Source organism: Nostoc sp. (assembly GCF_036917575.1).
Taxonomy (GTDB): Bacteria; Cyanobacteriota; Cyanobacteriia; order Cyanobacteriales; family Nostocaceae; genus Nostoc.
On the sequence record NZ_JBALDC010000061.1, the window covers coordinates 58,032 to 81,134 of the forward strand.

A 23,103-nucleotide genomic window follows, 5' to 3' on the forward strand; every position below is an offset into this window, starting at 1 on the left:
AAAAATTTCTTTAATTGCAGGTTTCACCAGTATAAAGAGGGGTGGATATGGATGTTAGCTTAATTGTATCCAACATTTTAAATCCGCCAATCCTGTTTTTCTTTTTAGGCATGACTGCTGTTTTTGTCAAGTCCGATCTCGAAATTCCCGCACCAATGCCCAAACTCTTTTCGTTGTATCTGCTGCTTGCGATTGGTTTTAAAGGAGGGGTAGAACTAATCAAAAGCGGTATAACTCAGGAAGTAATTCTCACACTCGCAGCAGCGATGATGATGGCTTGTGTTGTGCCAATTTACACCTTTTTTATCCTGAAGTTGAAATTGGATACTTACGATGCGGCTGCGATCGCAGCTACCTACGGCTCTATCAGTGCCGTTACCTTCATCACGGCTAGCGCTTTTTTAACTGAGCTTGGCATTACTTTTGATGGTTACATGGTGGCAGCCCTTGCCCTGATGGAGTCTCCAGCGATTATAGTTGGTTTAATTTTGGTGAATATATTCACCGCCGATGGCAAGCGAGAGTTTTCATGGCCGGAAGTTTTGCAAGAAGCATTTCTTAACAGTTCAGTTTTTCTATTAGTCGGTAGTCTATTAATAGGTGTCTTGACAGGAGAACGCGGTTGGCACGTATTAGAACCCTTTACTCAAGGTTTGTTTTATGGCGTTCTTACTTTCTTTTTACTGGACATGGGATTAGTCGCTGCTAGAAGAATTAAAGACTTGCAAAAAACCGGAGTTTTCCTGATTTTATTTGCCATACTAATTCCAATACTCAATGCAGGCATTGGGTTAGCGATCGCCAAATTCATCGGTATGCCTCGCGGAGATTCACTGTTGTTTGCTGTATTGTGTGCCAGTGCTTCTTACATTGCTGTTCCAGCAGCGATGCGGATGACTGTACCAGAAGCAAATCCCAGTCTATATGTTTCTACCGCTCTAGCAGTCACATTTCCGTTCAATATTATTGTAGGAATTCCGTTGTATCTTTACGGAATTAACCTATTTTGGAGGTAATAATATGCACGTAGTTAAAAAGATAGAAATTATCGCCAACTCCTTTGAGCTTGCCAAAATTTTAGATAAATTAGACAAGTCGGGTGTACATAACCATGCCATAATCCGAAATGTAGCTGGTAAAGGATTACAAGGAACGACAGAAGATTTAGACATGACCATGCTTGATAATGTTTACATTCTCGCGTTTTGTATGCCAGAACAACTTAAGCCGGTTGTCGAAAATATCAAACCACTGCTTAATAAGTTCGGAGGTACTTGCTACGTTTCCGATGTGATGGAAATTCGCTCTGTCAGATGTGTTGCGTCGATGTAGGAGAGTGATAAATTCAATGAAGCATTTCATGGAACGTCGTGACTTTTTGAAGTGGGGAATCACCGGAGCATTGGGAATGGCGGTAACTGCCAACGATTTACTCTGGCGGGTAGAACAGGCGAAAGCTGCCGAAATACCCTCAACTTCCCCTGAATCCCTGAATCCCGATGCAGCGCTGCAAAAGCTGATGGATGGAAATCAGCGATTTATTCAGCATCACCCCCAATACCCCGATCAATCTGCGCTGCGGTTGCAGGAAGTAGCTCAAGCTCAACATCCATTTGCAACTATTCTGAGTTGTGCAGATTCCCGAGTCCCCGCAGAAATTGTTTTTGATCAAGGCATTGGGGACATTTTTGATGTTCGGATTGCCGGAAATATTGCTACACATGAAGCGATCGGCAGTATTGAATATGCGGTTGTGTTGTTAGGTTCTCCGCTACTGATGGTAATGGGTCATGAGCGTTGCGGGGCTGTTACTGCTGCTGTCCAAAACCAATCGTTACTTGGTGATATTAGTACTTTTGTGAAGGCAATTAAGCCAGCCGTAACAAAGGTTAAGGATCAGTCGGGTGATGCAGTTGAAAACGCTGTGGTGGCAAATGTGCAATATCAAATTGAACGGTTGAAGCAATCAAAGCTTTTAACTGAGCAGGTGGAGTCCGGCAAATTGAAAATTGTCGGGGGTCGTTATGACTTGGATACAGGGAAGGTAAGTATCATTACTTAATTCGCCAAAGGATTCTTAGATGAAGGGGAGCAGAGGAGCAGAGGGGCAGGGAAGAAGTAATTAATGCCTAATACCCAATGCCCTGTTTGGCCAATTCAATCCTGCACAGTCATTGGTAGACGAATGGTGAAAGTAGAACCAATTCCTGGCTGACTTTTGACAATAATTTCACCACCCATCATCTGGCAAAAGTAGCGGCTAATTGCCAACCCTAATCCTGTACCTCCATACTTTTTTGTTGTCGAGGTATCACCTTGTGTAAAAGGTTGAAATAACTGTTCCTGTTGCCGATGAGACATACCTATACCTGTGTCAGAAACGGTGAAAACAATGCTGCCCAAAGGAGCCTCCGATCGGAATTCATCCTTTTCTCTGTTGACTCTCAGCGTTACCTTGCCGTTTGTAGTAAATTTACTAGCGTTACTAAGTAAGTTTAATAATACCTGCCGCATTCTAGTTTGATCGGCGTACATGGTGCCAAGTTGCTCATCAAAATCTACTTCTAAAATATTGGCATTTTTTTCGATAGCTGGTTTGACTGTGAGAACTACGTTATGAATCAGCGTTGCAATCTCGAATGTCTCAGGATAGAGGGTCATTTTCCCCGCTTCAATCTTTGATAAGTCGAGGATTTCGTTAATCAAGTGTAGTAAATGCTTACCAGCAGCGTTAATTGTTTCTAAGTCTGTGATAAAGTCTGCCGATAAACCAAGATCGGTAGCGTCGTCTTCCAGTAATTGGCTTAAGCCAATGACAGCATTTAATGGTGTGCGTAATTCGTGACTGACATTTGCCAAAAATATGCTTTTTGCCTTGCTAGCAGCTTCGGCTAATTCTTTGGATTGTTGTAGTTCTTTTGTTCGCTCAGATACTCGCTCAATCAAACGATTTAAAGATTTGGCGAGTAGGCCAATTTCATCTTCAGTGGTGACGGGCGCTCGCAAATCGAAATTATGTTTCCTGGCAACTTGTTCAGCTACTTGGGTTACAGTGATCACTGGTTCTGCGATCGCTCGACTGGTACGCCAAGCGACAATAGCTGCGATCGCTACCGAAACCAGCATACTCACGATCACAATCAATCGCTCAACTATTCTCGCCTGCTCAACAGCTTTTTGCCTTTCTTGCTCTTGATCTTCGGCTGTTTGCAGGATGTTCGTCAAGCTTTGAGAAAGCTGATCTAGCTGCATAGCTGTTTCACCACGCATTATTGTTAATAACTGCGATCGGGCAGAGTCAATTTTCTCAGGTTGTATTTTTAGGGAGTCAATTTTCTGTAATACAACTTCTATTTGGTCAACGTAGGCTTTTAAATTAGTTTTATAATCCAGCAATAAGGTCTGTAAAGTCGAACTTGTTGCTGCTAATCTTTTAGGTTTACTATCAATAAATCCGCCGATTTTTGACTCTAATTGCTTGGCTTTTTCAACATTCTTCAAAAACTCAGCTTTTTTACTTTGCAGTTGTTGTGAATTTTCTAATACAGCAACTAGGTTAGAACTTTGTAATTGTGCCCCTACTACTGCATCTTTGTAATTACTCAGTAGTTGTCCTTGTTCATAAGCTTGATTGAATTGTCTAACCTCTCTTCCCCGGTAGTAATTAGCAATCACTAACCCAGTCAGTGAGCCAAAAAAGCCAATTCCAATAGCTACAAAGTATCCATAGCCAATTTTTTGATGGATACGCCAAGAACTAGCTTTAAGTTTCCCTCGTGAAGGAAATTCTATAGTTGGGAGATCGTCTGTCGATGGCTCTTCAGCTGACACTTTTTTGCTTTCTGAACTGCTGTAGATAGGGGTTGGCTTTTGTAGTTGACATTTATCAAACCTCCTTGCCTTCCCGCGAAAATAATCAAATTAGTCTAGATTGTCAAAATACCTTAATTTAGTCATTAACATCTACATTATCTTCTTTTATCGCCAGAGCAAATCATTGCTTGCTAGATAATTAGCATCACCTTAAATTATATAAGTAAATTTTACAACAATTTTACTAAGTATAATTACTAAACTTAATATATAGCCGTAGTCACACTCTTTAGGACATAAGGATGGGGTGAAAGAAGAGAGTTAGCAATAGTTTTACCTCCAGCAAGAACTGCCCTCTGCCTCCTGCCTTCTGCTATAATTCACTTTTTTAGGAGCAATAATATAGTTTCCTGCACAAAAGACTCGCTTAAGAGCGTTTTCTTTTGATCACACTACTTTGATAGCAAGTAATGAGTTCTTGCGATCGCCTACGCCACTACTCTACCTTATTGCTTCCTTATAAAATTAATACAATCAGGAAAAAAACAAAAGGTTTGATACTTGTTGGACATTGGATATTAGGCATTGAGAAGAGGACAAGGGGAAGAGAAAGACTTGTTGCAATTCTGACTTTAGTCACCTTGTCACCTTGTCCCCCTCTGCCCTCAGGCACAACTATCATAAAATCGGTTAAAAGTCTAGTCTATTTGAACACACAAAAATTATAATTACGTATTAATATCAATACGAATGCGTTAATTGACGAACGCGGCTTAAGATAGCTTTAATATCGAGATCAAATCAGCTTCTAGGCTTATATAAATGAGAGGTAGACTGATTTTTGCATGATTTGTACTTAATATTTAGTACGATTATGAGCAAATGACACGGAATGGGATAATCACAACCTGAGGATTCCAGTTGATTCCAAAAATAGAACTTAGGAAGTTGATTATAATACATCCTGCTGCTTTTTGAGTTCTATCCTCCTACTGAATGTCTACCTTGTAGTTGATGCAGTAGATAGTACGGGGCAACTATGGTTATAGGACACTAAAACCTTTTTGTGCCCTTCACCAAATTGTACTGATGCACAAGTACATTATCCTAATCAACAACCTTTTGGTTGTAATTATCCAGATTAGAAAAACTCAACTGTCAAATTAATAGGAGTAAAAATGCCAGAACAAGAATTTACCGAAACCGCATCTAAAGAGACTACAGTGGCAGAGATCAACAGCCAAACGGGAACCATCACCAAACTCCAGCCTCCGGCACAGTCTCAAGACGAATGGCTAAAATATGGGGAGCAAATTTCTACCTTTTTAGCAACATTACCAGATTATCTGGGAAGCTTCTTTAATCAATATAAGCAACCCCTGGTAACAGTTGGTTTAATTGTAGGATCAATTGTTGCCGTTAAAGTACTCTTGGCAGTATTAGATGCTTTGAATGATATCCCCTTGGTAGCACCTACTTTTGAGTTGATCGGTATTGGTTACTCTGCCTGGTTTATTTACCGCTATTTACTCAAAGCCTCAACCAGGAAAGAGTTAACTAGTGAAATCACCACTCTCAAATCACAAGTTGTCGGTAAAGAAATTCCAGAAGCTTAATATCTAATTATTGCTTCTCTATAAGACACTAGGCGTAGCTTGCTATGTGCAAGTAGGCTAGAATTCCAAATCACAGAAGTCTGGACACCGGAAATTGATGTCCAGTCTTCTGCCAAGATTCTTAATAAGATTTTTAATAATTCGTAATATTAAGACTATACCCATAACCCTAGTACTGCAAGGCGGAAATCAAAAGGAGCCAGTGCGTTGGAAAGACAGTGCCGTGGTGAGGCAGTCCGCAGAAAAGGGGTTCCCCCCAGGAGGAACTGCCGTGCATGGTTTCCCGACTTGAGGTGACTGTGGTTGGCTCTGCCGACTTAAAGCAACTGGCACTCAAAAGTCACGCATAATTGTATTCCAAGCTCTTGCAGCATTTGAAATGGTGCAAGAGCTGTACTAATATCTGTAGAGGTCGCTTCCTGAAATCCTTGGTTTAATTACGAATTAGTAATTATTATTGAGGCGAACCTCCGGTGGGCAATTTAACTTTTGGGTTCGGTTTTGGAGTCTGTGGAAGTTCTGAAGATATTTTGGGCGATGCCTGCGGCAGGTTAGGCCTACGCACTATATTAGGAGATGTAATTGCCGCCAATTTGCCCCGTTTTACTAAAGCTTGATGAATCATTGCTGCCACTTCTGCCCGACTAGCTACCTTGTTGGGATCGAGGATTTGGGGATTTGGATAGTTAACTACCAGACTATTGGTTGTAGCAGCAGCGACTTTGCCAATAGCATAAGGTGGAATATCTTTAGCATCTTTATACACACTGATAATTTGATTTGGGGAAGTGGGTGCTTTCAAATTCAACCCACTAACAAGGGCAACTAAAACTTGTACTCGTGAAATATTTTGTTGTGGTTTGAAGGTTTTTTTCGGGTAGCCTTTGAGAAATCCCGCACTGATGGCTTGGTCAATTGCTGGAGTTGCCCAGAATTTTGTTGGTACATCTTGAAATGCGATCGCAGTCTTAGACGGTTCTTGGTCAAAAGCTTTTTCTAGTATGGCAGCAAATTCAGCGCGGTTTACAGGCTGATTTGGTCTAAAAGAATAATCAGGAAACCCTTTGAGAATCCCACGGGCAGAAAGAACGTCTATAAAACGCCGACTCCAAAAGTTATTGGGCACATCGTTAAATGCAATCGGCGGCGGAATGATTGATTTTGGTTTTGCCGGAGTTATTAAAGGTAACGCTGATGATTTAATTGATGACTCAAGTTGTGTAGGAGGGGATACAGGTGTTTGTGGTTGTGAGGATTGAGTTGGGATTACCAGAATCGATGGTAACATTGCGCGGTAAGGAGTTGCGCTGTTAGTTGGGAATGAACGTGTTGTGGGTTCAACAACAGCTTCAGGTGGAGAAGAGGGCAAAACGTTGTTGGGGATTGTATAAGGTTTTACCTTGGTAGTAGGAGAGGGCAATACTTGATTTGGTTGAACACTAGGAGACGGAGTAGAGTTCGGCAACAGCAGCCCGTTTAAGTTCCAACTAGAATCCCTGCGAGACAATGACCAAAAAAGAATCGCTCCGATAGTGGCGAAGGCAACCAGAATGGCTATAAATTCATCAAAGCCAAGGGCAGTTTTTTGAGATGACTCCGGTTCGGAAGGAGGTCTATTTGTCATCGTGATTACCCTGGTAGCAGTAAAAATTTGTGTCTAAACAAATTAAGCCACAGATGACTCTTTTACACCAGCTCTTTTTTAATTCGTAATTCGTAATTTGTAGTAAGGTATTAGATTTCTGGTTCAACACCGAGCGAGCGCAATTGGGCAGCTAGGCGATTGGCTCTTTGGGATTGTTGTTCGGCTCTTTCATCGCCATTCAACAACAAATTACCTTGTAAATCCCACCAACGTAGCCAGGGTAATTCCACATTCTGATAAACTCCTTGCCATAAACCTAATTCAACACCCAAAGCAACTATAGGATAATGTCCTCGTTCATTTTCTGGTAAAATCTGATACTGTCCTTCAATCAGATGATAAACTTCTAGGCTGGCTTTACTCGCTTCATAAATGCCGTAGAAGGGAGGACGAATGACTTGCTCATAAATCCAAAATTTACCCTTCAAAGGAGTTTTATCCCGTTCTTCACTACCGTCTCCAGAGACAAATTCTAAGACAATTAACGGGGCAATAAATTCTCGCCACAACACATAAGAACGTCGCGTTTGTCCATTGAGCAAAAACGGTACATTAGGTACATAAAACCAATCTGGTGCTTCTGCGCCTTTTTCAGCAGGATCGGTCAAGCGCCAGTAAATGCCTAAGTCCTGCCCTATACAATATTTACCTTCAGGATTTAATTGCTTGAGGATGGGTGTAATAGAGTCAGTTAGTAAAATGCTTTGGGGATGTTCTTGCCAGTTCTTCACAAAAGTACCATCAGACTCTGGAAGTTGAGTATGATCGGGGAAGGGGAAAGGAGTAAGAGCGTTGGGTGGATTGGTTACAGAGGTCATAACGCTACCTTTGCACTTTTGGTAAAAGTTATTTTTAGTTTAGCTTGCGTAGGCGTAGCCCGTCGTAGACATCGCTTTCTCAATATTCTCCACCCAGATTATAAATTGCACGCCAATTACTTCCAGTCGCCTAAAAAAGATTTTTAGCTTCACAGACCACTAGTTTTATTAGATACCTAAACTAAAACCGGATTTTAAGGGTGGCAGAATCTAAAATATTAACTTATTCTTTACCTGTCTTTGAAAAAATCAGGGTGTCTAGTGCCAGAAGAATTTAGTTACCAAATTTCACCGCCATTTTTGTCTGAGGGTAGTGATCGCGATCTTGGTTTAGATTCAACCCTCCAAGAACTACCAATGTATAATTTCTCGGTGGAAATCAACCACACCGGCATAGAAGTAGCTAGTTTTTTGGAAAAAAACCCTTTGTTACCAGGATTCATTTTGGTAGAACAAGGACAGTTTATTGGGATGATTTCGCGGCGGCGACTACTGGAATTTTTGATTCGTCCATTCGGACAAGAGTTATTTGTTCAGCAACCATTAGCTGTTCTCTACAGCTATGTGCGGACACCGATGTTGCTTGTTAGTGATACAACATCGATTTTAACAACAATGCAACTTAGCTTAAAGCGATCGCCTGAATTATTGGCAGAACCAATTGTCGTCCAAACGGAATCTGGTGCTTATAGATTGTTAGATGTCCAAGAATTAAATATTATTTCTTGGCAAATTCGGGGGATCGACAATTTGATCCGCTATGAACGCAGTCAAGCCCAAATGATTCAAAATGATAAAATGGCAAATTTGGGGCGTTTAGTAGACGGTGTAGCTCACGAAATTTTAGACCCAGTGGGTTTTATTTGGGGTAATATAATTTATGTTTCCAACTATAGTCAAGATTTACTTAAACTCATAGCGGCTTACGAGCAAAATTTACCATCAGTTTCTCCGGCAATTAATCAAATTAAAGAAGAAATTGAATTTGATTTTTTAGAACAAGATTTGTCGCGATCGCTTGCTAGTATTCGTAAGGGAGCGGAAAGATTAAAAAAACTTGTTACTAGCTTGCAAAACTTTTGTCATATTGATGAACTTTTTCCCAAGCCAGTAGATTTACACGCCTGTATAGATAGTATTATTTTATTAATTAATAGCCGTCTTCAAGGAGAAATTGAAATCGTCAAATGCTATGGTCAATTACCCCCTGTGTACTGCTTCATGGGAGAGTTAAACCAGGTTTTGATGAATATTTTAAGCGAACTTGTGGATACTTTACTCAATGAAGCAGTGCGACAGCAGTTACATTTAGAAGAGACAAAGACTGTTAAAAAATCTCGAATTGAGATTACTACAGAAGTTATATCACAAGAAGCAAGCAGCCTAAATGCACCAGATTCTCGTTGGATATTAATTCGCATTGCTGACAATGGTCCAGGAATATCTCAAGAATTGCAACAGCAAATTTTGGAGTCTTTTTCTCTGGAAACAAAGAATATGAAAAATACTAGTTTAGCAGTAAGTTACCGAATTATCACCGTCAGACATGGTGGAAAATTAAATTTCCATTCACAGATTGGTATAGGTACAAAATTTGAAATTTTGTTACCTTTAGTTTGATTGATTCGGAATTCAAAATACTTATGATAACGTTACATTAGATTATTAAACAAAATTTCTGCTGGATAGGAATTTGAACCACAAACTCCGTTCCCTTTCCAGGTGTGGAAAAAAATTCTAACTTACCGCCATGTTTTTTGGTGATGATTTGATAGCTGATAGCCATTCCCATTCCTGTTCCTTTACCAACAGGTTTAGTTGTGAAGAAGGGATTGAAAATCTGTTTTTGAATCGATTCGCGAATCCCAGAGCCATTGTCTGTAATCGCAATTTTTACCCATTCCAAATCAACGACAGAGGTACGAATCGTGATCCGACTGGGATGATCCCGGATTTCTTGATAAGTTCGTTTGGTATTAAGTTCTTCAAGGGCATCGAGAGCATTTACTAGAATATTCATAAATACTTGGTTTAGCTGTCCAGCGTAGCATTCTACATTGGATATATTGCCGTAGTCTCTGATAATCTGAATCTCTGGACTTTTGTCAGTGGCTTTGATGCGGTGCTGCAAAATCATCAAAGTATTGTCGATGCCTTCATGAATATCTACCGCTTTGAACTCACTTTCATCTAGACGCGAGAAGTTACGTAGTGACAGCACAATATCTCGGATACGCTCCGTCCCAATATTCATTGAGTTCAATACCATAATCGCGTCTTTTTCCAGAAAGTCTAAATCAATGGTTTTGCGTTCGGTTTGGATTTCAGCAGGTGGGTTGGGGAAGTAACGGTGATAAAGCTCGACCAGTCGTAGTAAATCATGGGTATATTGCTTTATATGGCTGAGGTTTCCATAAATAAAGCTAACAGGATTGTTGATTTCATGAGCAATGCCTGCCACCATTTGACCCAGGGCAGACATTTTTTCGCTTTGAATCATTTGAGCTTGCATTTTATGTAAGCTATCTAATGTATTTTCTAATTCTTGGCTTCTATGCTGCAAGTCTGTGCGAGAGTCTTCTAACTCACAAATAACTTTCTTCAATAAAAATTCCTTTGTACCAATGTCAGTTTCTAGCTGGTGGCGTTCAGTTTCACAGCGTTCTAGCTTTTTTTGCAAGATACGGTTTTTCTTTTTCAACTCTTGGATCTGTATGGAATCGTCTTGGTTATCCATACACTACTTATTTTGTTCCCATTAGCAGTGTGACAAACGTTTTATTATGAAATTGCGTTTGACCTTTGTCAACCAAAGGAGCAATTTCACCGTAAGCGTAGAAACCACAGCAAGGCAAAGTTTTTGGTAAATGAGTTTTCACAAGCTGATACTCAAGTCTTGCCAGAGTTCCCAGAATTCGCCGTCGAGCGGCACAAGAAATAAGTAACGCTGCTGTTGGCTCCACACCGGGATAATCCGCAAGAGCATTCTTTAAGGATGCCTCAGAAGCTGACAGAATATTGTCACGAGTCGCATCGGTGATTTGCACAACTGCCTGTTCAGGAATATCAGAGAAGAAGGTAACGCTACCAGATTGTTGATCGTAACCATTGGGTGCGCGCATATAAAAATGGTCTTGATCCTCAAAAACCGCTAGAGCATGAATTGCAAAGTTGGCCGCAAATCGTTCTTCACCAAGATAGTGCTGGTAGAAATCTAAGGCACGCTGTCCATCAATTTCATAGACTACGTTGCCATTAACTTTAGTTACACGGCTACGTTGACTGATAGGAGTCCAACCACTAGCAACTCCGTAGGAAAATAGTAGTTCTCCAGAGAACAGCAGCACTGGCACTGAATCACTTAAGACTTCACCTTGGAAAAATTGGTAGGTTTTATCAAAGGTATAGTCATCGGCAGCCATTCCTCCAATGATCGGAACATCATATCCCAAGCTTTGTTTTAAACCATCTAAAATCAACACCCCATTGCTCGTCAGGCTATCAGGAAAAGTGAGGCACAATTGGGGCAATGAGGCACTCTTTGCCTTTGCTTGGGCGATCGCTTCTTGGGCTGCAAGGGCTGGATTTTTGGATGCTCCTCGTCCAATACCTGAGTGAATTTCTACATCATCACTAGCAAACAGCATTAAGGTAAGAGAATCTTGCTGAAACTCCAGAATTGAGGAGATTTCTCCATTTGTAGTTCCACCAATCAACTCAATTGCGGGGAAAGCATCTTGGATGCGTTGCAAAATTAACGCATGGTCAAAATCTACAGCAGTGAATAAAAGTCCAGCTTGAGGAATTGCTCTGGCAAGGGAACGGCTACATTCTTGAAGAACTTCTGCGATCGCATTTTGAGAATCAGGATCGTCACTATGACCAACAACAACTCGAAACACAACTACCTGCCACCTTCTCGTAAGTTTGAATCCTAGCGTGCTAATTCAATCTCGATATCAGCACCCAGTAACCTACATTTAGACTTCCCACTTACTTGAACTAAATCTCAATTCACCTGATTGTTTATTTTTTGCTGTATCTAACAATACAAGATATGCTTAACATACTTGGAGAGCATTTTCTCCAAAATCAACTCCCTAGTTTCCAGTCTCCCGTTCAATTCATCTGCAATAAATTTTCGCCACGTTGATAAATTTCCCGTGCATAGTCAGTCCAAGAACCTTGTCCCCAATAACGAAAACAACTAGTTTGCAGCAAAAGATTATGTAGAAGAACGTTACGGTATTGAGATTGTCTGGTAATAGGTTCTACTGAGTCAGTTTGCAGTAAGGGATCAATTTTTTGATGGAATAAACTACTTAATTGATACATGGGAGACAACACATTTTCATATCCTTTTACCCAACTGATATGATTTGTCCACGAGGCTCCATCCAGATGAAAATTAGAGTTTGTTTGCTTTAATTCTTGAATCGCATTCTCTACAGCTTGTGGTTGAATATTATCTGGTGAAACTCGCTCCCAAATTTGATGTTGTCCTACTGGCTGACAAGTTGGATAATCTTCAATTTTGCATCCCGCAGCTTCAATTAATTCTAAATATTCTGTACCACACATCCCAACTACACCTGATTTTCCTCCCCCATTATTTACCATATCCCACCAAGCTTGTTTAAAAGCGCTAGGAAATTCATTCATCATCACGCCACCATTTTCACCATCGCCAATTTGGCTAACTATTGGTGGTACAAATACACTACCAATTTGTTGTTTAGATAATGTTTTAGCTTCGTAATAAGGCTGCATCTGAGCAACTAATTTTGTATCGGAACCTTGGGTTTTAATTAAAGCTGTGATGCTAATTGTTTCACCTTGAGAATTCCGGGCAATTAGACGATGTGGTAAATGTTTATGAGTGAGAGATTGGCCAGTAAGAGTTTCTACAGAATGTTCTTGAACAAGCAACCAGCGATATCCACATTCTTTCAGCGCTTTCACAAATTCAAACAGAGCATCTGGGTGATTGGGTAGGTGCATTTCTGGAGGCGAAAATCCTTTGACTCGCGCTAGTGCTTCCCAACCGAAAATTGCCGCAAAGTGATGTTGCCATGCGATGATATGCAATTTAATATCTGCTATGGGTGTGGAAGGAATAACTGCATGACTCCACATTGTACCCAGCCACTCTACATAAGGTTGGTAGGTGCGATCGCAAGTGATACGTTTAAGATTATCGAGAACATCACCGCGTCCCATTTGCCGCAGTCCCCACAAAAGATTACCAGAGTAATCCAACATTACACGGGGATTGCAACCTTGATTTACAAGTTCGGGGATCATGTCACCCATGCGGCTGTAACAATGAGCAAAAGGATCTGCATTGTGGTTATCCCCTTCATGGGGATGTTCAAACATATATTGCAGATTGCTGATCAGTGTACCGCCATTCCCAGCAGGTATAGTTGGCTGGTGCATGTGTAAGGCGATCGCAAACACAGCATTTACGTCTTCTAAACGAATATTCGTTGTTGGTAAAAATACTGGTTGATCGTGGTTAACTACAGAGAGAACCTCTGTTTCCCAACCAGAAATATTCGGCAAGCCATCAATGATTTCGGGCAAAGGAGTCAGGGTTGTGGGGAAGGATAGCATTTCTGATTGCTCCGAAACAGGGTATGTCTAATTATGCGATCCCACAGCAATTTCTGATCTACTACTTTATCTATTGATGCAAACTGCGATCGCCTTATAGTCCTGCAATATCTGTGTAATTCAACAGTTTAGATATCCCACTTGTATAAAAAATGTTGGAATATATACAGCAATCCTATTTAATTTTGTTGCTACAGGCGTATATCTGTACACCACTACAGATAATTCGTTATGTTGCAAAAATTTTGGAAAATGGTATGATACAACTCGAAATTAACAAATTCAGATTTCATCTAAGTAAGTTGGCATCATAAAACTAAATTATTTAAAGAGAGATAAACGAGGCTATAGCCCTCGCTCCTATGCCTACTGCCTTATCCCAAAAACAAATTTGTAGGTTTGAATCTGTTGCCCGCTTTGAGAATATTGGTATAAATATTAACCAATTAAAAATCATCAAACTTCTCTATCTTTATTTATGCAAATTTAATTTCAGGAGATATCAAATGAAACTAAAACAATTTGGAATTACATTTTTGAGTGTTTGTATTGCTGCTTTTTCGGGAATAAAAGCAGCGGAGGCGGCATCATTTTCAGTAATTGCCGACGATCTTAATAGTCCACGAGGTTTAGCTTTTGGCCCTGACGGCAGTCTATACGTCACAGAGGCAGGAACAGGCGGAAATGGAGCTTGTGTTCCTTCACCGAGTGCCGCAGGTCAATCTTTATGTTATGGCACAACTGGTGCAGTGACAAAAATTGCAAATGGTACGCAAGAACGTGTACTCACAGGACTTCCTTCTTTAGCATTACCAGATGGTACTGATACTGCTGGCCCTCATGATATAAAATTTGATGCCAGTGGCAAGCCTTATATTGCAATTGGGTATGCTTCTAATCCCACATTTCGCGCCACATTAGGTAACACTGATTTAGGAAAAATCATCACTGCTAATTTCAATACAAATTCCTGGACTAGTGTGGCTGATTTAGCTAATTATGAACTTGCAAATAATCCCGATGGAGGCGATCTAATTAGCAATCCCTTCTCTCTTCTTTTAGATGGAAATAAGATTGTTGCAGTTGATACTGGTGCTAATGAATTACTCAGCGTAGGTACTGATGGCAGTAATTTAAAGGCGATCGCCACAATTCCCCGCCAGACATTAACTAATCCAATTCTTCCCTCTGGTGCATCGTCATCGCCATTTGAAATCCAAGCAGTACCCACAAATATCGCCAAAGGCCCAGATGGCGCTTATTATATTAGCCAATTAACTGGTTTTCCTTTTCCAGAAGGTGAAGCAAAAATCTACCGAGTTGGTGCTGATGATAAACCAACAGTTTATAGCGATGGCTTTACCCAACTGACTGACTTAGCTTTTGATAATGAGGGTAATTTATATGCTTTGCAGTACGCTAATCAGTCACTCTGGAAAGGTAATCTAGATGGTTCTGTAATTAAAATAGCGAAGGATGGAACTCGCACAACTATTCTTAGTGGCAATGGATTAGAGTCTCCTACTGCTTTAACTATTGGTGCTGATGATGCTATCTACGTGACAAACCGAGGCGATAGCCCAGGACAAGGACAAGTTATCAAAATTGAGAATTCCAAGTCTGTTCCTGAATCTACTTCTACTTTCAGCTTATTAGCATTTCTTGGCACTGCGAGCCTTACTTTTTCGCATAAGGGTAAAGCCAAAAAACTGAAAATTTTGGAGAAGTTTGTTCAGGAGTGCTGAGTTACCAAAACAGTGCTGAGTAAAAAGTAAAATTAATTGCACTCAGCACTCAGCACTACTGAAGCGATCGCCTTCGGTGTCTCCCCTTCTCTACGAGACGCTACGCGAAGGGGTAAGTTTTTCAATAAACCGTTGTCTTCTTGGTGCTGGTGGTGTTGCTATTCGCAAAATTAGCTCTAACAACCAAGGGGCGAGGCGTTGACACAACACGGCTAAATAACTTTGCCATCCAACTAAAATTTCTGATGAATCATTCTGCATTCCAGCGACGAGTGCTTTAGCCACTTGCTGGGGAGTCATGGGGATCACCCAGCGAAATAATTTTAAGTCGCGCACCATGTCTGTGTCTGTCAGGGAAGGCAGTAATGCAATGACGCGGATATTATGTTCAGCTAGTTCTTGGCGCAAGGCTTGAGTAAATCCTAAGATGGCAAACTTGGTTGCTGAGTATGTCGCCATCGTTGGTGCAGCTACTTTCCCCATCAGGCTTGATACATTGACAATTGTCCCTTGTCTTTGGCTGGCCATGCGTCGAGCAATCAAACTAGTGAGGTTGTACATTCCTAACAAGTTCACCGAAAGTTCTTCTTGAACTTGAGGCATTTTAGATTGCAAAAATGAGCTTTGGTATGCGACTCCCGCACAATTAACCAGTAGGTGAATTTGTCCGTAATTGCGCCACAATTGGGCAACAGCGATATTTACTTCTATTGTCTGCGTCAAATCTAAAGCCACGATCGCAGCTTCTGTACCCATAGCCTCGATTTCGTTGGCTACCTCTATTAACTTGCGGCGATCGCGTGCTACCAATATCATCCGCTTGATGCCTTGTTGCGCTAATTCCAGGGCGATCGCTCGTCCAATTCCACGCGAAGCGCCTGTAATTAGTGCAACTTTACCTTGAATCTTCATTGGTTTTATCCTCTAAAATTTGAGTCTTACCAAACTGTTCGTTATTGCCGATACCACAAGCAAGAGCTACCTGCTTGTCGGCACAAAGTAAGACAAATAATCAATCACAATTGAAATCAAACTGAAACTAAGCCTTTAGCAACGAGATATATCTTGGTTAATCTGCAATCCTGATACTTGTCTATACGAGGCAGAAATTTCTTGTTTTTAATCCGTCAAAGCCTAACATACTTGGCTGAATAGGTATAGCTCATAGATTTTATTTCTCCTAGATCCGAGCGTTCATCAGCATTGCTGTCATACACACGTTAACAACTAAATCAAGCTATTGCAATATTTTTTAATAAGTATTTCTTAATACATCTTAACAACAAGTATATATATACAAAAAATTTTATTAAATAAGTTTTTATGAATCCCTCAGTAGAAATATCTCATTTTCCTGACAAATAGCCTTATTTTAGAAAATTGTGATATCTAATTCACAGTTTAGAAAGAAAAAAGACATATAGCATTTTGGCTGATGGTTGCAATAGTTAGAATTTTTAGCTTACTTATAGCAGGAGGCAGGAGGCAGGAGGTAAAACTATTACTATTCCTAGCTTTCACCCTTTCAAAATGTCCTAACCTGTGTGACTACGGCTATATATAATTGCAACAGTATATTTACTGTTTTGTTGAAAATAAAGTTTGATGAATTTTATTGATTGAAAATAATCAAAGAGGACTAGCTCGTTGTCTGAAATTATCTATTAAAATTTGAGAATAAATAGTAATTTGTTTGGGTTTAGCTTTGAGTTTATCAAAGTAATGCTTGAGACTTGCTTTGTCTATCGCAAACAATTGAAGTTTGCGAACAATAAGATCCCCGACTTATTTAAGAAGTCGGGGATCTTAACTGTAAGTCAATATAATTCCTAATTGATAATTCTGCCGAAAACTGCACTCCGTACATTTACGTATTTAGTAATTACTACTCTACAGTTAAATCGACTTACTTGGAGCAAGGATAGATACCAATACTGTCGAAAATCGTGTTGAAGTACTCCAAAATCGTGTTGAGGTACTTCAAAATCGTGTTGAGGTACTTCAAAATCGTATTGAGGTACTTCAAAATCGTGTTGAGGTACTTCAAAATCGTGTTGAGGTACTTCAAAATCGTGTTGAGGTACTTCAAAATCGTGTTGAGGTACTTCAAAATCGTGTTGAAGTACTTCAAAATCGTGTTAAGGTACTCTGAAGTCGTGTTGAGGTACGTTGTAGTCTAAGTACCTAAAAATGCTATAAAGTCCATCAGCTTAATTAAGGAGTTAAAAAATCTAAATGGTTTCCTGATTGGACACGCAAATCTTTCACAGTCCCCTGAATTTGTAATTTACCCTCATTTAGTAGCACAATCCAATCAGCACGGGTAATTACTCTCGGACGGTGGCTAATCAGAATCGTAGTTTTGCCTTGACGATGCAACAACAGCTGATTCAAAACTTGAGCTTCACTAACTGGATCGAGTCCGGCTGTTGATTCATCTAAAATCAGTACTGGGGGATCGTTAATGATAGCTCTTGCTATAGCCAATCTTTGCCGTTGTCCACCAGAAATATTTGAGCCAAATTCACCTAATACAGTTTGATATTTTTCAGGTAATTTACTAATAAAATCGTCTGCCTCTGCAATTTTGCAAGCGTTGACAATCTGCTCAAAGGTGACGTGAGGAGAACCTAAGCGAAAGTTTTCAATAATTGAGCGACTCCAAAAATGAGCTTCTTGGGGAACAAGGACTACTTGTTGTCGCAAACAATCAAGAGCAAGGTCTTGTAGATTATAAATACCAACGCGAATGTTACCAGAATTAGGTGTATATAATCCTGCAATCAGTTTAGCGAGAGAGCTTTTACCACAGCCAGATGTACCAATTAGAGCAATAACTTTACCGCCAGGAATAGTTAGGGAAAAATCTTGCAGTAACTCTAGCCTTCCAGGGTAATGAAAGTTGAGATTTGTGCAAATAATATCAACCTTGCTAGGAATCTTCGTAAAAGGTTTTTTAGTATCGTCTTGATTTTCAGGTGTGGAATCAATAACTTCTGTTAAGCGCTGCGTGGCAGTTTTGGCACGAGTGAATTCATCTATAAAGTTGAGCGCAGTACTAATGAATGCTAAAAAATTACCATTCATCCCGTTAAATGCCAGCAGTTGACCGATGCTGAGTTCCTTACTAATAACTAGGATGCTGCCGAAACCAATCAGACTAATGCTGCCAATACTAGAAACTAAACTAGAGAAGATGCCGTTAATAATTCCAATCTGAATTGTGCGAAATGTTTGATTTGCTAAACGACCAAATCTGTTTTGAAATTCTTCCCAAAACTGGGGAGCGGCGGTAGTGGTTTTGAGTGTCAGAGCGCCTTTAAAGCTTTCAACGAGAACACCTTGGTTTTCTGCATCTAAGACTAATACACTTCTGATTTTTTGTTGAAGTGTAGGCAGAAAAACAATCGTAGACAAACTCATTACAATCGCAATAATCACACCAACTAAGGTAAGTTTCCAGCTATAGAACAGCATGAAACCTAAAGAAACTGCTGCAATCAATAATTGGCTTGGTAAACTAATAATTGCTTGAGAAATTAGTTGATTAATTTGTTGAATATCTTGCAATCTGCTGACAATCTCGCCACTACGACGCGATTCATAGTAAGTCAAAGGCAACCGCAGGATTGTCCTAGCAAATTCTAAAATTAATCCTAACTCAAGCCGTTGGGCAAAATGGGCAATCAGGTTATATTGAACTAGTTTTAAACTACTTGACACAAGATTCATCACCACAACGGCAATAATTACAGCAGCAAGAAGCTGGGTGTCACCCCGAACTAGTACATCATCTGTCAGAATTTGGATTAGGAATGGAGAAGTTAATGAAAGCAGACCGATAAGTAGAGCGCAGAGAAAAGCCTCGAATAGTATGTTTCCATAAGGCAATACACGCCGCACAAAGCGCCCAAAGCCGTCTATTTTATCATCGGGTTGAGCATAAAAGCGAACCGAATCTGGCTCTAGTAAAAGCATCACTTTATCTGACCAACCCTCTATTAACTCTTTTTTAGAGACATAACGGATATTAACGGCTGGGTCAGCAACTATATATTTCTTACCTTTTTGACCATACAAAACAACCCAGTGGTAGCCTTTCCAGTGAATGATTGCTGGTAGTGGCGCTTGGTTCATTTGGTCTAATATTTCATTAGATGCTCTGACTGAGCGTGCATTAAAACCAAGCGCCTCGGCTCCCCGCCTCAGTCCCAACAATGTTGTTCCTAGTTGACCAGTGCCTACAGCTTCCCGGATGCGATTTAGTGTAAAGTTGCGCCGATAGTGTTTGGCAATGGAAGCAAGACAAGCAGCTCCACAATCTTCTTCACTATGTTGTGTAACAACTTGGTATTTCATTTTGCACTCCAGTATCCAATAACATCGTGACAAAACCCAAAAAAATAGCAGGGTCTTATCCCTGCACGGTTAAAAATGTAGCCCATACTTTAGTCATACTATTGTTCTAATACACTAGACAAAATATCAGATTTTAATGCTCAGAGGAATGTAACCAGCAACTCACGTTAGTTATATTAAATTTGCTTTGTTAAATAAAAGTTGATACAGACTGTATCAACTTTTACTATGCTTACCTGTCTTTACGACTACTCAAAAATGATGGATATTTTGAGGAAAAAGTAGCATCGAAGTCTTATTGATAGTTGTTAGTAGGCAATTATCAATAAGACTTTGTTAAGTTTGTTGAAGAAAAGTAGATAGGTAGGAATAAACGTATGCTAAAATAACTCTCATAGAGGAAGAGCTAATGGCTACTTGGGATTAAGTCAATTAGCAATTAAGCCACACGCAAAGATAATTTAACCTGCGTCAACAGTATAAATTATTTGAAACGTGAACTATTATCCTAAGTGGGGACACGTTAATCGTGTCTTTACATTTATTATTTCACTTCTACTGAACTTCATAACTTTACACAGGTGTGATTAATAATCGTAAATATTGGCGTAGATCGCGCTACTTGCATCTGCACTTACATTGCCACTTACATCCACATCATCTCCAGCGCCAATCTTGACTTTGCCGCCTTTTACAATTGACTTAATTTTGATGACGTTCTTACCACCAGAGAGGTTGGCTTCTTCAACATCAGTTAATTCGACAAATAGTACACTTTGCATGATTTTAGTTCTCACTTGATTGTTGGGTTTTAGATAACATCACACTACATTCATCAATGCAAACAAGGCATTCATGAGTGCTTGTGTGCTGTTAGGGACATTATATGGGTGAAACTAGTTTGATAAAACAACTATTTTCTTAAGAAATATGTACTACAAGTTATTAGTCAAGATACTACTTAGCTAATATTTATACTGTTTTCTGAATAAACCATGAATTTTATTCTCTTTACAGAGATAAATATTTTGGATTTAATTGTATGGCAAAAACATCTATGCATAAAAAGATTTTTAGAATACAAAATGTCTGATTTGATACTACAAAAAATAAGAAAATTAACGTATTAATACTGTTGATAAGCTTTAAAAGCTTAAATAAAGAGTATAAAATTAGTTAAATAGTATTTTGTTATACAAATTTCTGATAAAGTAAATTTAGAGAACTCCAAAAATTTTACTTAATATTTTTATTTCACGTATTATCACGTAAGTATCCTTTTGGTTGTACTTTACTTATACAGAGACTGTCGAAAATACATAAAAGATTGTAATAACAACGCTTTTAAACTAGCTTAACTACTTATTAATTAGAAGAGAAAATTTTTCTTTTCTCTCCATTATAGAAATTTTTGCAAGTAAATAAAGAAACGGTAAAGCTTTAGAAGAAAATTATAAAGATTTGGTCTTTTTACCAAAAGATGCTAATTGTTATATAGACTTAGGCTATAGATTACTTTTTAGCTATTGCTGATGAAGAAACCTCTAAAACAGTAGCAGCTTATCTTCTCCCAAGGCAAAAAGCTAAGAAGACTAAGCTTTCAGAGGATGTTTAAAAAGTCGCAAAGTATACTAGAAAACCTTTTCCAAACCTCTAGCTAAAAGGTCAAGAGGCTTTTAAACCCTCCCTTTTCTTTTAGAGAAGGGGGATAGAGACGTTAGATTTCTGAGGCTATGTTAGCAATAATACTTTTCAAACAACCTCTCAGAGGGAGAAAGGAAGCTCTTAACTTCAAAATGCTCGTTCAATAAATATCTATATATATAGATGTAATGTCGCTCGGCATTTTCATACTTGATAGTGTACGAAGTTTATAACTATTACCTTCTTGCACAATCTAGCTATTTGCTAGATTGTTTGCACAACCAAAATATTTTTAACGTATATGCTTATTGACCCCCAACCGGACTTTCTCCGCTCAGTTGAAAGCGACGAATATCTTCCGCCGATTAGCAGTTGGACATGGCTGGGAGGGATATTTTTAATTGGAAGTGTTGGCGCTGCCTTCGGCCTTGCAAGTTTCATTCAATACAACATAGTGGTGAGAGCAGATGGTACTGTCCGTCCCACCGGAGAAATACGGTTAGTGCAAGCAGCAACAGAGGGGACGGTTAGAAGCATTAGAGTGAAAGAAAATCAAGTTGTCAAAAGAGGAGATGAGATTGCACTGCTCTACGACACTCAATTACAAAGTAAAAAAAGCCAAATTGCCGGAAACATTCGGCAGAATCATTTACAAAGAACGCAAATCGATGCACAACTAAGAGCGCTACAGACTCAAATCACAGCTGAATCCAAGTCGATGGGACAGGCGATTATCTCCGCGCAAGCCGATCTGAGTCGTAATCGCCGGGATTATGGAGACAAGCGAATTACCACTAAGGCAGAAGTGGATGAAGTAGAAGCTTCTGTGGAGTTAGCGAGGGAGGAATTGAAGCGATATCAGCAGTTAGCAGATACTGGAGCGATCGCAGCTTTACAGATTAAGGAAAAAGAACAAGCTTTCAAAGCAGCACTTGCCAGATTAGAACGGATCGAAACTGGACTCAATCCTACTAGCGCCAATGTGGAGATTGCCCAAGAACGCATTGCCCAAGAACGGGCAAAAGGTGAGTCTATGCTTGCGGCATTGAACAAAGAAAAACAAGAACTTATTGGGCGTCAAGTAGAAATTCAAAATCAAATTGGTAGCGCTCAAGAAGAACTAAAACAACTCTCAACAGAACTACAAAAAACTATAATTCAGGCTTCAGAGGCAGGTACTATCCTGAAACTAGAATTAAGAAATCCTGGGCAAGTTGTGCGGATTGGGGATGCGATCGCTCAAATTGCTCCTAGTAGAGCTGCTCTGGTGATCAAAGCCCGTGTTGCTGCTTCTGATATTAGCAAAGTACAGGTATGTAAAGCCGTACAAGTAACAAAATGTTCACAAGGGGAAGTACAAATGCGGCTTTCTGCCTATCCGTACCCAGATTATGGCATCCTCAAAGGTGCTGTTAGAGCCATAACCGCCGATGCTATTACATCTCAAGTTAACGGCAATCCAATTGCGCCTTACTATGAGGTGACTATTGAGGCAGAAAGACTTTATTTAAAAAAGGGCGATAAATCCTATCCCATTCAACCAGGAATGGAAGTTACAGCTGATATCATTTCCAAAAAAGAAACTGTAATGACATTTATTTTGAGAAAAGCAAGGCTGCTAACAGATTTGTAGGCTTCTTCCTATATTCCACGCCATTAAGAACTACCTAAGATTTACGCTAAGTAATACCAATTTGTAATTCGTAATTCGTAATTAAGAAAGCTACACTATATCTGGGTTTGGGGGTTTGAATGTATTGCCTCATTTTAGAGAAGTGGTATTACTTGTGTCTATACACAAGTATTTGAGAGTTACACCACAGGTTTTTGATCCCTTCAACCCCCCT

17 protein-coding genes are annotated in these 23,103 nt (G+C 39.7%); 7 read left to right on the top strand and 10 right to left on the bottom strand.

Annotated elements, in window-relative coordinates; translation table 11 throughout:
• Positions 1-47 precede the first annotated feature (47 nt).
• Genes V7K79_RS18010 through V7K79_RS18020 form a run of 3 tightly spaced genes read left to right on the top strand, consistent with a single transcriptional unit; the run spans position 48 to position 2,062 of the window.
• Positions 48-1,016 (top strand): sodium-dependent bicarbonate transport family permease, encoded by a 969-nt coding sequence (locus tag V7K79_RS18010; RefSeq protein ID WP_335049365.1) that lies wholly within the window; start codon positions 48-50, stop codon positions 1,014-1,016.
• Positions 1,017-1,020: 4 nt separating this feature from the next.
• Positions 1,021-1,332, top strand: coding sequence for a P-II family nitrogen regulator (locus V7K79_RS18015; RefSeq protein ID WP_334929508.1), 312 nt, complete (start codon positions 1,021-1,023; stop codon positions 1,330-1,332).
• A 28-nt stretch (positions 1,333-1,360) separates the two neighbouring features.
• Complete coding sequence (locus V7K79_RS18020) at positions 1,361-2,062, top strand: carbonic anhydrase (protein WP_335049493.1); 702 nt, start codon at positions 1,361-1,363, stop codon at positions 2,060-2,062.
• Between the two features lie 95 nt (positions 2,063-2,157).
• Here V7K79_RS18020 and V7K79_RS18025 read toward each other — a convergent pair whose 3' ends face one another.
• The gene (locus V7K79_RS18025) at positions 2,158-3,831 is read right to left on the bottom strand and encodes a sensor histidine kinase (RefSeq protein ID WP_335049366.1); all 1,674 of its coding nucleotides are present in this window, start codon (positions 3,829-3,831) and stop codon (positions 2,158-2,160) included.
• A gap of 1,160 nt (positions 3,832-4,991) precedes the next feature.
• Here V7K79_RS18025 and V7K79_RS18030 point away from each other — a divergent pair.
• The gene (locus tag V7K79_RS18030; RefSeq protein WP_335049367.1) at positions 4,992-5,429 is read left to right on the top strand and encodes a CAAD domain-containing protein; all 438 of its coding nucleotides are present in this window, start codon (positions 4,992-4,994) and stop codon (positions 5,427-5,429) included.
• A gap of 454 nt (positions 5,430-5,883) precedes the next feature.
• Here the strand turns inward: V7K79_RS18030 and V7K79_RS18035 are convergent, their stop codons facing one another.
• Both V7K79_RS18035 and V7K79_RS18040 read right to left on the bottom strand, forming a co-directional pair.
• Entirely contained in the window at positions 5,884-7,053 is a 1,170-nt protein-coding gene (locus tag V7K79_RS18035; protein ID WP_335049368.1) for an S-layer homology domain-containing protein, read from the bottom strand.
• 110 nt (positions 7,054-7,163) lie between these two features.
• A complete protein-coding gene (locus tag V7K79_RS18040; RefSeq protein WP_335049369.1) occupies positions 7,164-7,892 on the bottom strand; it encodes a Uma2 family endonuclease in 729 nt (242 codons plus the stop codon).
• A 261-nt stretch (positions 7,893-8,153) separates the two neighbouring features.
• Here V7K79_RS18040 and V7K79_RS18045 point away from each other — a divergent pair, with 261 nt between their 5' ends.
• The gene (locus tag V7K79_RS18045) at positions 8,154-9,512 is read left to right on the top strand and encodes a sensor histidine kinase (RefSeq protein ID WP_335049370.1); all 1,359 of its coding nucleotides are present in this window, start codon (positions 8,154-8,156) and stop codon (positions 9,510-9,512) included.
• Between the two features lie 37 nt (positions 9,513-9,549).
• Here V7K79_RS18045 and V7K79_RS18050 read toward each other — a convergent pair whose 3' ends face one another.
• From V7K79_RS18050 to V7K79_RS18060, 3 genes are all read right to left on the bottom strand, one after another.
• Positions 9,550-10,629 (bottom strand): sensor histidine kinase, encoded by a 1,080-nt coding sequence (locus V7K79_RS18050; RefSeq protein ID WP_335049371.1) that lies wholly within the window; start codon positions 10,627-10,629, stop codon positions 9,550-9,552.
• Between the two features lie 7 nt (positions 10,630-10,636).
• Positions 10,637-11,794, bottom strand: a complete 1,158-nt coding sequence (locus V7K79_RS18055) for an FIST signal transduction protein (RefSeq protein WP_335049372.1) — start codon at positions 11,792-11,794, stop codon at positions 10,637-10,639.
• Between the two features lie 217 nt (positions 11,795-12,011).
• Positions 12,012-13,508, bottom strand: coding sequence for a glycosyl hydrolase family 57 (locus V7K79_RS18060; protein WP_335049373.1), 1,497 nt, complete (start codon positions 13,506-13,508; stop codon positions 12,012-12,014).
• Between the two features lie 506 nt (positions 13,509-14,014).
• Here V7K79_RS18060 and V7K79_RS18065 point away from each other — a divergent pair.
• A complete protein-coding gene (locus V7K79_RS18065; protein ID WP_335049374.1) occupies positions 14,015-15,253 on the top strand; it encodes a ScyD/ScyE family protein in 1,239 nt (412 codons plus the stop codon).
• A 90-nt stretch (positions 15,254-15,343) separates the two neighbouring features.
• On the opposite strand, the gene V7K79_RS18070 is transcribed toward V7K79_RS18065, so the two are convergent.
• The 4 genes from V7K79_RS18070 to V7K79_RS18085 form a co-directional block, all read right to left on the bottom strand.
• Entirely contained in the window at positions 15,344-16,165 is an 822-nt protein-coding gene (locus tag V7K79_RS18070) for an SDR family NAD(P)-dependent oxidoreductase (protein WP_335049375.1), read from the bottom strand.
• Between the two features lie 994 nt (positions 16,166-17,159).
• Entirely contained in the window at positions 17,160-17,384 is a 225-nt protein-coding gene (locus V7K79_RS18075) for a hypothetical protein (protein ID WP_335049376.1), read from the bottom strand.
• Between the two features lie 83 nt (positions 17,385-17,467).
• Positions 17,468-19,612, bottom strand: a complete 2,145-nt coding sequence (locus V7K79_RS18080; protein WP_335049377.1) for a peptidase domain-containing ABC transporter — start codon at positions 19,610-19,612, stop codon at positions 17,468-17,470.
• A gap of 587 nt (positions 19,613-20,199) precedes the next feature.
• Positions 20,200-20,394 (bottom strand): hypothetical protein, encoded by a 195-nt coding sequence (locus V7K79_RS18085; RefSeq protein ID WP_335049378.1) that lies wholly within the window; start codon positions 20,392-20,394, stop codon positions 20,200-20,202.
• Between the two features lie 1,163 nt (positions 20,395-21,557).
• On the opposite strand from V7K79_RS18085, the gene V7K79_RS18090 reads away from it, so the two are divergent.
• Positions 21,558-22,889: an HlyD family efflux transporter periplasmic adaptor subunit gene (locus V7K79_RS18090; RefSeq protein ID WP_335049379.1), complete on the top strand. Its 1,332-nt coding sequence runs from the start codon at positions 21,558-21,560 to the stop codon at positions 22,887-22,889.
• Positions 22,890-23,103: the final 214 nt, after the last annotated feature.